Consider the following 10,305-nt stretch of genomic DNA (forward strand, 5'->3'; position numbering starts at 1 on the left):
AAAAATGCTATGGGAAAGGATAAACATGTTACAAAATTACAAAACCTTTTTAAGCGAAAATTACCCAAAATTCAAAAAAGCTTTTCCAAAAATTTCAATTAAAAGAGATCTTCTTTTTGCTGTATTTGTTGCAGGAGCGATTGTTTCTTTAGTAATTGCAATAGTTGGTTTTGTGCTTCTTGCTTATTTAACATTTGAACTAGATAGAACACAAAATGTTATAGTTGCTAGATGATGATCATTTGCTATTGTTATTTTCTTTTTAATGCTTTTAGTAATTCATGTAATCTTAGCTTATTATCGTGCAAGGAAAATCAAATATGCTTTAGAAGCAGATTCAGATGACGATATTTTAACTAAATTGTATTCTTTAGAACGTCTAAGATATAAAGGAAGAAATTACAAACAAAATATTTGATGAGTTAAAGATTCAATTCAATTATCACCAATGACAGAAGACAAAAGTTTAACTTTTGCTTATACACCAGTGTATAAAAATACTGATATAAACAATATAGATAAATGAAAAATTCAAGGTGTACAAATTAGAGCTAAAGATAGATCAGAATCATATCTTTTCTTAGAAGGTCAAATTCGTTCAAGAGACTTTAAACAAAGTTACTTACTTGGACCTAAATTCCCTCACAATTTAGAATTTGATTTTGATCCAGAAATTAAATACCACATGAATCAATCATATGATTTAATGTCAAACGAAAATAAATTAAATTTAGATGGTTATAGAATTTTAGAAGAATACATTGATACTTATGATCTTTGAAATAGAGGTTATGGATTCTACATTGATTCTAAAACTAAAAAGGTTTATTCATGAATAAAATTGAGTAAAGAACTATTTAAATGAAAAGATCAAGCACACGCAGAAGAAAATCTTTTAAGAGATATTTTCCTTATTGAAATGTTAGAAACTTTACCATTAGTTTTAAATTAAAAAAATGACTTGCAAAAGCGAGTTATTTTTTTAATTATTATTTGAAACAAAAATAATTTCTACTTTCCCGTATTTTTTGTTATTTTGGACGGTTAAACCTTCAGGAATAGTAATCAAATTAGAATTATTAGTTTCCACTATAATTAAACCGTTTTTAGTTAAATATTCTTTGTGCAAAATTGTTTTTAATATTTCATTAATTAATTCGTAATTTTTATAAGGAGGATCAATAAAAATAAAGTCAAATTTTTTACCACCATTATTATTTAAAAAAGCCAAAACGTCTTGTTTATAGATTTCTAAGTTAGAAACATTGAGTGAATTTTGATTTTTTTCTATTACTTTTGTTGCTGCAAAACTATTATCAACGGCAATCGCTTTCATTGCACCGTTGCTGATGGCTTCAAAAGAAAATGCACCACTGCCAGCAAAAAGATCCAAAACTATTGCATCTTTTATTTTAAAACGTATACTGTTGAAAATAGCTTCTCTAATACGATCCATAGTAGGTCTTGTGATATTTTCTTCTGGTTGTTCCAAAAGTCTTGAACGATGAATACCAGATATGATTCTTAGCATTTTGACTCCTTCTTTTCTTATTGCTTGTATATTGTATAATTACCAATATGAAATATAATATTAAATTAGTTAAATTACCTGAAAAAATTTTGAGAAAAAGGTCTAAAGAAGTTTCACTACCTTTAAGTCAGGAAGATAAAGAATTAGCAGAAAAGATGATTTATCATATTGATACAAGTCAAAGTGAAAATAATCATAATTTACAACCAGGTGTTGGAGTTGCCGCTATTCAGTATGGAATACCAAAAAGAATGTTTTATATTAACGGAGCAAACTATAAAAAAGGCTCAAACATTCCAACAAAAATTTTAAGAGACGTTTTAATTAATCCAGTTATTATTGCAACAAGTGAAAATGAATTAGCTCTTGATACTGGTGAAGGATGCTTAAGTGTAGCAAATTCATGACCAAATCAAGACGGATTCGTTTATAGAAAAAGTAGAATTGTTGCAAAAGCATATTCTTATTTTGAACAAAAAGAAGTTACATATGATTTAACCGGTTATTTGGCAATAGTCTTTCAACACGAATACGATCATTTAGAAGGCAAACTCTTTGTTGATCGAATTAATTCAAATAAAAGTAAATTATGAGAACTTAAACCAAATTCTAGAATTATTGAGACGGAAGGAGAATAATGTATAACAAATTTGCGATAAATTCAACACATGCATGATTGCCAGTTATATTCTTTTTAATAATTATTGCAATTGGATTTTTTGTAGGATTAAGAAGAGGATTAAAAGCTTCTTTAATTAACTTGGTATTAAGTATTGGTTCACTTATTGTAGCAGTGATAGTTACTTTACCGATTGTAAATTCAATAGTAAATAATTTAGAAAATACTAATGCTTTACCTTCAGAAATAGGGATAAATGGAAAGATACAACATCCTGAAATAGTGTATCCACTTGTATTTGGAGTTATAGTATTAGCTTTAATGCTATTTATCTTATTTATAGCTAAATTGATATATTGAATCGTTCTAAGAAAATGATCAATGAAGAAATTTAAAGAAGCTAAAAAAGAAGGCAAAAAACTTTGAGGTAACAGATTTAGTGGTGCTGCACTTTCAGTAGTTAGCTTTATGCCAGCAGCTATTTTATTAACTAACTTTACTGGAATTGCAAATTATGAAAACAAAGCTATTAAAGCAAATGACGCACTTTTAAAAATTATTACCTTTGGAAAAGCATCGGGAATTAGTAGTTATGGTCCCGCAATTGCGGCAATTGAAATGGCTTTGGAAGATCAGAAATATTTAGATGGTACAAATGAACTTTTCAATAAGTTTAGTCAAAAGGAAAATTACAATACACAACTTTCAGCCGACACTTTACTTGCTTTAAGAGATAAAAGTAAAAATTTCACTTTAGAATTCAATCCTTGAAGAGACGACAGTAGTGAAAGAACAGTTGAATTAGTAAAAAAAGGACAAGAATTTATTAATAAGTTTAATGCAACAAAAGAAAGTGCTTCACTCTTATCTTTTGCAATTTACAACATTCAAAGTTCAATTGATAAAGAAGGTTTTAAAAGTAGCATTGAAGAATTAATTAGAACTTTAGAAAGTTTAAATGTTGATTTAAGCCAATTAAACTTCAAACAAGTAGTAGAAAACAATCAACCAATAGGATTAATTAATTTTAGTTCTGAAAATAAAAAACTTTTAAAAGACACATTTATTGAAATTTTAGGCATTAAAAATGTCAAAGTACCTGATGATAGCGATAGAAATGTTAATGCAAGAAGCAATGATGAAAAATACATGTATGTATTAAACAAAGTTCTTGATCAATTACTTTTAGCGACAGTAAATATAACAAAATAATGATGTTTAGGAAAAGAAGTCTTCGTGCTTCTTTTCTTTTAATTAAACTTAAATCATGTAATATATTAAATATGAATATGAATAAGTATGATGCATCAAGTATAAAGCAGTTAAAAGGTTTGGAAGCAGTTAGAAAACGTCCAGGAATGTATATTGGAAGTACGGATGTTAATGGTTTACACCACTTAATATGAGAAATTGTTGATAATTCAATTGATGAAGCTTTAGCTGGTTATGCTAATTTAATTCAAGTTACCTTGACTAAAGAGGGATCAGTTAAAGTTGAAGATAATGGTCGGGGAATACCTGTAGGTAAAACTGAATCTGGTAAATCAGCTGTGGAATTAATTTTTACTGAATTGCACTCAGGCGGTAAATTTAATGAGGGAGCATACAAAACTTCTGGGGGATTGCATGGTGTGGGTTCTTCAGTGGTTAATGCTTTAAGTTATAAACTAAAAGCACTTGTTTATAGAGATAAAAAAATTTATGAAACTATTTTTGAAAATGGTGATAATATTGTTCAAAAAACTAAAGAAATAGGTAAAACATCTAAACAAGGTACCTTAATTGAATTCTGACCTAATTATGAAATTTTTAAAAAAGCCAAATTTAATTTTGATGTAATTGCCGAAAGATTAAGAGAAAGTAGTTTTTTAATAAGTGGGCTTAAAATAGTTCTTTTGGATGAAAATACTAATAAAAAAATGGAATTTATTTATGAAAGTGGCTTAAGCGCTTTTATAAATTTTATTAATGACTCAAAAGAAGAAATTGGAGAAGTTTACACTTTTAAAGATACAAAAAAAGAAATTGATGTTGAATTTGCATTTCAATACACCGACAGTTATAGTGAAACGATGCTTTCTTTTGTTAATAATGTGAAAACTAAAGATGGTGGAACTCATGAAATTGGTTTAAAAACAGCTTTTACTAAAACTTTTAATGATTTTGCTCTTGAAGAGAAATTACTAAAAGGCAAAAACACTTTTGACGGAGAAGATATTCGTGAAGGATTAACAGTTATTTTAAGTGTAAAAATTCCAGAAAAATATCTTGAATTTGTTAGTCAAACAAAAGAAAAATTAGGAACTCCAGAAGCTAAAAGCGCTGTTGAAGAAGTTGTTGCAAAATCCTTAAAAACCTGAATTAGTGAAAACAAACCACTTGCTAAAAAAATTCTACAAAAAATTAAAAGAGCAGCAGAATCTAGAGCGGCTGCTCGCCGAGCGAGACAAGAAGCTAGAAGTACTAAAAATGCACTAAAAGAAAAACAAATTTTAAGTGGTAAATTAACTCCAGCACAATCAAAAAAACCCGAGGAAAAAGAATTATTTTTAGTTGAGGGTGATTCTGCCGGAGGAAGCGCAAAATTAGGAAGAGACAGAAAATATCAAGCTATTTTACCTTTAAGAGGTAAAGTCATAAATACTGAAAAAGCAAGGCTTTTTGATATTTTAAAAAATGAGGAAATTGCCACAATAATTAATACTATTGGAGCAGGAATAGGAAATGATTTTGACATTAAAAAAGCTCAATATGGAAAGATCATTATTATGACTGATGCTGATACAGATGGTGCACATATTCAAATTCTTTTACTCACCTTTTTCTTTAGACATATGAGAGAGTTGATTGAAAATCAAATGGTTTATATTGCTTTACCTCCTCTATATAAACTTACTCCAAATAAGAATAAAAAAGATATAGTTTATGCTTGAGACGAAACAGAATTAAAAGATTTACTAAAAGAAACACAATATAAAAATTCAGAAATTCAAAGATACAAAGGTCTCGGTGAAATGAATGCTGATCAGCTTTGGGAAACAACGATGAATCCTGAAACTAGAACTTTAATTCAAGTAAAAATAGAAGATGCAGCTTTAGCAGAAAGAAGAGTTTCAACTTTAATGGGTGATAATGTTGAACCAAGAAAAGAATGAATTAATGCAAATGTTGAATTTACAATGGAAGATGATTTTGAACTTATTTAACTTATTTATGGAGCAATATGGATAAAAATAAAGAAAACAAATTGAATGATTTGCTTAGCAAAATTATTAAAGAAAACATTGATTCCATTATGGGAGATCGTTTCAGCAGATATTCAAAATACATAATTCAACAAAGAGCTTTACCAGATGTAAGAGATGGGCTTAAACCTGTACAAAGAAGAATTTTATATTCAATGAATGAACTTGGTTTGCAAAATAATAAACCATTTAAAAAATCTGCAAGAGTTGTTGGAGATGTTATTGGTAAATACCATCCGCATGGTGATTCTTCAATTTATGAAGCTATGGTTAGAATGTCCCAAGATTGAAAAATGGGATTACCTCTTTTAGAAATGCATGGAAATATAGGATCGATTGATGACGATCCTGCTGCCGCAATGCGTTATACAGAAGTGAGATTAGCAAAAATTGCTGATCTACTTTTAAGTGACTTAAAGAAAAATACAGTGTCATTTGCTCCTAATTTTGACGATTCTGAAAAAGAACCAACTGTGCTTCCTTCTTTAATCCCAAATTTATTATTGAATGGTGCAAAAGGAATTGCATCTGGTTTTGCAACAGAAATGCCGCCGCATAATTTAAATGAAATCTTAGATGCTGCAATTGCAAAAATTAAGAATCCTGAAATTTCTTTAAATGGTTTAATGAAGCACATAAAAGGACCTGATTTTCCTACCGGAGGAGAAATTTTTGGAACACAAGGAATTTATGAGGCCTTCGAAAGAGGAAGAGGAAAAATTACACTAGTTTCAAAATACAAATTTAGTGAAGATAAGAAAAATAAATTTATTGAAATTACAGAAATTCCTTATGGAGTTATTAAATCAAAATTAGTTAAGGATATTGATTTAATTGTCATAAACCAGGGAATTAGTGGACTTTTGGATGTAAAAGATCAATCAGATAGACAAGGTATTAGCATTTTAATAACGCTAGATAAAAATGCAAATGAAGAAACAATAGTTAATTACTTACTTCAAAAAACAGAAATGCAAATTTATTACAATTACAACAATGTTGCAATTCAAAATAATTCTCCAAAATTACTTAATTTAAATCAATTGCTAGGAGAATATATTTCACACGTTAAAAAGATTAAAACCAAAACTTTAGAATTTGACTTAATTAAGTACAAAGCAAGATTAGAATTAGTTTTAGGATTTATTAAAGTTTCTGAAATTACAGATGCCGTAATTAAAGTTATTAGAGAATCAGAAGATTCCAAAAATGGTGTAATTCAAAATTTAATAAAACATTTTGATTTTACTTTGAATCAAGCAACTGCGATCGCAGAGTTGAGACTTTATAAATTAAGTAGAACTGACAAACAAGCATTTTTAAAAGAAAAAGAAGAACTAGAAACAAACATCAAATTTTGTCAAAATCTTTTAGATAATGAAGACGAATTCAATAAGTGATTAATAGAAATTTTAAAAGAAATTAAAAAAGAATACGGTGTACCGAGAAAAACACTTATTCATGATGAAAATATTAATATCTCATACAATGAAAGTGATTTAATTAAAGAAGAAAATGTTTATTTGAGTGTGACTAAATATGGCTATTTAAAAAGATTTTCGGAAAAAATTTATGAATCAAATAACTTTCTAACCTATGGTACTAAAGAAGAAGACAAATTAATTTATTTTGACAAAGTAAACACGATTAACAATGTTCTTATTTTCACAAATTTTGGAAATTATGCTCTTTTACCTGTTTACAAAATTGATGAAAGTAAATGAAAAGATAACGGAATTCATCTTAGTGAATTTGTGGAACTAAAATCTGGTGAAGAAATAGTTAGTGTGTTAAATGTTCTAGACTTTAATCAATTGAAATACGTATGTTTATTTTCAAAACAAGGGCAAGGAAAAAGAGTCTTATTGAAAGATTTTGAAGTTAGTAGAATTAGCAAAACTTATACAGCTTTAAAATTGACAAATAATGATGAATTACTAGACGCAAAATATTCAGATGGATTTAAAGATGTTTTACTAATTACTAAACGAGGCTTAGCTTCATTATATAGTGAGAATGATGTTCAAATTTATGGAACAAAAAGTAATGGAACTAGATCATGTTATATGCCACCTATAGATGAATTAACTGCTTTTGCGATGGTATCAAATGATGATGTAGTAACTTTACTTGCAAATGATGAATACATAAAAAACATCAAAGTTAGTGATATTACAAAGGTGCCTAAGAAAAATTTAGGTAAAAAACTTTTTGAACAATTCAAATATAAAGAACTAATTGTTAAAGATGCAGAAGTTACAAGTTCAAAATCTGAAATTTTTGTTAAAAACGAAAATAACGAAATAATAGTTGAATTAGTAAAAAATTATCCTCTTACTAACACATCAGAAGGATTCAAAAAAATCAAAATTGAAAAACCAATTGCTATTTCTTTTAAAACTCAATCAAACGCTAATTTAAATCAAAATATCAAAATGGAATATGAAAAAGAAAGCAAAGTAGAAAATAAAATGTTTGAAAAAGCTGAGAAAGAAATAGATGTTCTTTCTCTGGATATTGATTCAATCTTGAAAAAATTAAAAATTTAATAAGAAGGCCTTTTTTGCAGGCTTTTTTATTTTTTTCTATTTTATATTAAAATATATAGATATTTAACTAGGAATATATTAAGGAGAAAAATGAAGTTAATTATTTTTAGTGATATTCATGAAGATGGTTTTACTGCAGAAGAATTTATTAAAAAAGAAATTAAGGCTGCTAAAGCTAAAAATGAAGAATATCTAGTTATTAATGCAGGAGATAGTCAATTACCTGATGAATGAGTTGAAAAACACTTTGATTATTATGTTAAAGGCTTAGAAGACAAAGACAGTAAATTTGAAAAAACCATTCAATTTACTATTGGTGAAAAAAATGAAAAATCATTAAATTTTGTTTTAACTCATGGAAGCGATTTAACAGAAGAACCCGTTTTTCTAATAATGGAATCAAAAATGCCTAAAATTTTTCAGAAATTTGCAGAGAAAAACAATATAACTACAAAAAGAAATTGTTTTATTTTCGGTTTTTCACATTATCCAATGGATGTTAATTTAAAAAATGAAACATATATTATTAATCCTGGATCAGCAACACTGCCAAAAAATGGATCAGTAGCAACATATGCTGTTGTTGATTTTGATGAAAAAGAGCAGGTTATCAAAAACGTTAAATTTAACAACACATCAATTTTAAATGATTATGATGAAATGCATATAGTGCATATTTAGAGGTGAATATGGAACAAGAGACAAAAAGAAAATTTTTATTTGCCATTGATTTAGACGGGACATTGTTAGCATCTTCATCTACAGGTGAAATTCATGAAAAAACCTTGAATGCAATTCAAAGAGCTAAAAACGAAGGTCATGTTATTTGTATTTTGACAGGACGTCCATGAAGAAGTACTAAACCAATTTATGAAAGATTAGGATTGGATACAATTGTTGCTAACTACAATGGCGCGCAAATTCACAATCCTAAAGATGAGAATTTTATTCCTTACATTAAATATCTTGATCTAAATGAAATGTTATACGTTCTTGGAGATCCAAAAGTTGCAGCAGAAATTTCTAATGTTGCAATTGAAGGACCTGGATGAGTTCAATTGCAAAAAAGAGACAAAGATTTAGAAAGCGTTTTTGGATTCAGAGAAAGTCCAAAATTCGTTGTAGGAATTAATTACAACAAGATTCCACTTAAGCCAACAGGAATTATATTTGATGTTAAAAAAACAACAAATGTTGAAGAATTAAGAGCTTATTTGAAAAGAAAATATGGTGATTTAGGGGAATTTTCTTATTGATCAAAAGGTAAAGGATTGACACCAGTTTTTGATATTACCAATGTTTCGGTTAACAAAGGAAGAGCTTTAAGCTTATTATGTCGTTATTACAACATTGAACTAGAAAATACAATTGCGCTTGGCGATGGTTTTAATGATGTTCCTATGTTCAAAGTTGCCAAAATTTCAGTTGCAGTTGGGAATGCATCTTCTGATGTTAAAAAATATGCAACGGTAAGATTGAGAAAACACAATGATGAAGGTGCAGTTGGTGAATTTATTGAAAGAATTCTTAACGAACCTGAAAAAACAATAGAAAAAAGTAACCAAGTATTACAAAGAATGATGAAACAACGTTCATCATTTGATAGCGAAGATGAATAAAAATCAGTTTATAATTTTGCCTAATTTGACTTTTTTAAAGGATAAGAAAATCATAGGAATTGATGAGACTGGAGTTGGAGATTATTTTGGTCCCATTGTTTCGTGCGCTGCTTTTATTCCTCTAAAGAATATAGAAAATGTAAAAGCTTTAGGTATTAAAGATAGTAAAAAAATAGCAGACAAAAAAATTTTAAAAATAAGTGATGAATTGAGTAAACTTGTTTATTATTCAATTCATCACTTATCTCCGCAGGGATACAATTCACTAAATAAAATCTATAACTCAAACGAATTAAAAATGTTTTCGCATTTAAACGCGATTCAAAAATTACAAGAGAGATTAGAAATAGATTACATATTTATTGATCAATATTCAACATTAAATAGTATTGAAAAATATTATGAAACTTTTATGTCTAAAAATTGAGCAAATTTAAAACCATTTAAAACTCAAGTTCTTTTAAGTACTAAGGCTGAAGATATAGATTTAAGTGTTGCAGTTGCTTCTGTTTTAGCAAGAGGATATTTTTTAAGATATATGAAAGATATGAACGAAAAATATAATATTGAATTTCCTCTAGGAGCAGGCAAAAAGGTCAAAGAATTTGTACAAGAATTTAATAAAAAAAATTCTGTAGACACATTAAATAAAGTTGCAAAAATGCATTTTAAAATAAACAAATAAGTGAAAAACAAATCACTTATTTTTTTAAATTTGTGATTTTTTTATTTTTGTATAAAA

9 protein-coding genes are annotated in these 10,305 nt (G+C 27.7%); 8 read left to right on the plus strand and 1 reads right to left on the minus strand.

What is annotated here, in order from left to right:
- The first annotated feature begins 25 nt into the window (after positions 1 to 25).
- Positions 26 to 952, plus strand: a complete 927-nt coding sequence (locus EXC37_RS00375) for a YjgN family protein (protein WP_006608299.1) — start codon at positions 26 to 28, stop codon at positions 950 to 952.
- Between the two features lie 30 nt (positions 953 to 982).
- Here EXC37_RS00375 and rsmD read toward each other — a convergent pair whose 3' ends face one another.
- On the minus strand, positions 983 to 1,552 hold the full coding sequence (gene rsmD / locus EXC37_RS00380; RefSeq protein ID WP_258408987.1) for a 16S rRNA (guanine(966)-N(2))-methyltransferase RsmD: 570 nt from the start codon (positions 1,550 to 1,552) through the stop codon (positions 983 to 985).
- A gap of 26 nt (positions 1,553 to 1,578) precedes the next feature.
- On the opposite strand from rsmD, the gene def reads away from it, so the two are divergent.
- The 7 genes from def to EXC37_RS00415 all read left to right on the plus strand — a co-directional run bounded on the left by def (position 1,579) and on the right by EXC37_RS00415 (position 10,248).
- Positions 1,579 to 2,169: a peptide deformylase gene (def, locus tag EXC37_RS00385; RefSeq protein ID WP_006608297.1), complete on the plus strand. Its 591-nt coding sequence runs from the start codon at positions 1,579 to 1,581 to the stop codon at positions 2,167 to 2,169.
- Complete coding sequence (locus EXC37_RS00390) at positions 2,169 to 3,362, plus strand: CvpA family protein (protein ID WP_029891995.1); 1,194 nt, start codon at positions 2,169 to 2,171, stop codon at positions 3,360 to 3,362. Before def ends, EXC37_RS00390 begins: the two co-directional genes overlap by 1 nt.
- 77 nt (positions 3,363 to 3,439) lie before the next feature.
- A complete protein-coding gene (parE, locus tag EXC37_RS00395) occupies positions 3,440 to 5,356 on the plus strand; it encodes a DNA topoisomerase IV subunit B (RefSeq protein ID WP_029891994.1) in 1,917 nt (638 codons plus the stop codon).
- A gap of 17 nt (positions 5,357 to 5,373) precedes the next feature.
- Positions 5,374 to 7,944, plus strand: a complete 2,571-nt coding sequence (parC, locus tag EXC37_RS00400) for a DNA topoisomerase IV subunit A (RefSeq protein WP_006608294.1) — start codon at positions 5,374 to 5,376, stop codon at positions 7,942 to 7,944.
- Between the two features lie 90 nt (positions 7,945 to 8,034).
- Positions 8,035 to 8,625, plus strand: coding sequence for a metallophosphoesterase family protein (locus EXC37_RS00405; protein ID WP_029891993.1), 591 nt, complete (start codon positions 8,035 to 8,037; stop codon positions 8,623 to 8,625).
- 8 nt (positions 8,626 to 8,633) lie between these two features.
- Positions 8,634 to 9,563 carry a Cof-type HAD-IIB family hydrolase gene (locus EXC37_RS00410; RefSeq protein WP_029891992.1) on the plus strand — a complete coding sequence of 310 codons (930 nt, stop codon included), beginning with the start codon at positions 8,634 to 8,636 and terminating at the stop codon, positions 9,561 to 9,563.
- A complete protein-coding gene (locus tag EXC37_RS00415; RefSeq protein ID WP_029891991.1) occupies positions 9,556 to 10,248 on the plus strand; it encodes a ribonuclease HIII in 693 nt (230 codons plus the stop codon). The genes EXC37_RS00410 and EXC37_RS00415 overlap by 8 nt, the downstream gene beginning before the upstream one ends.
- Positions 10,249 to 10,305 lie beyond the last annotated feature (57 nt).

Origin of the sequence: Mycoplasmopsis columbina (genome assembly GCF_900660685.1) — a bacterium.
GTDB classification, from domain to species: domain Bacteria; phylum Bacillota_I; class Bacilli_A; order Mycoplasmatales; family Metamycoplasmataceae; genus Mycoplasmopsis; species Mycoplasmopsis columbina.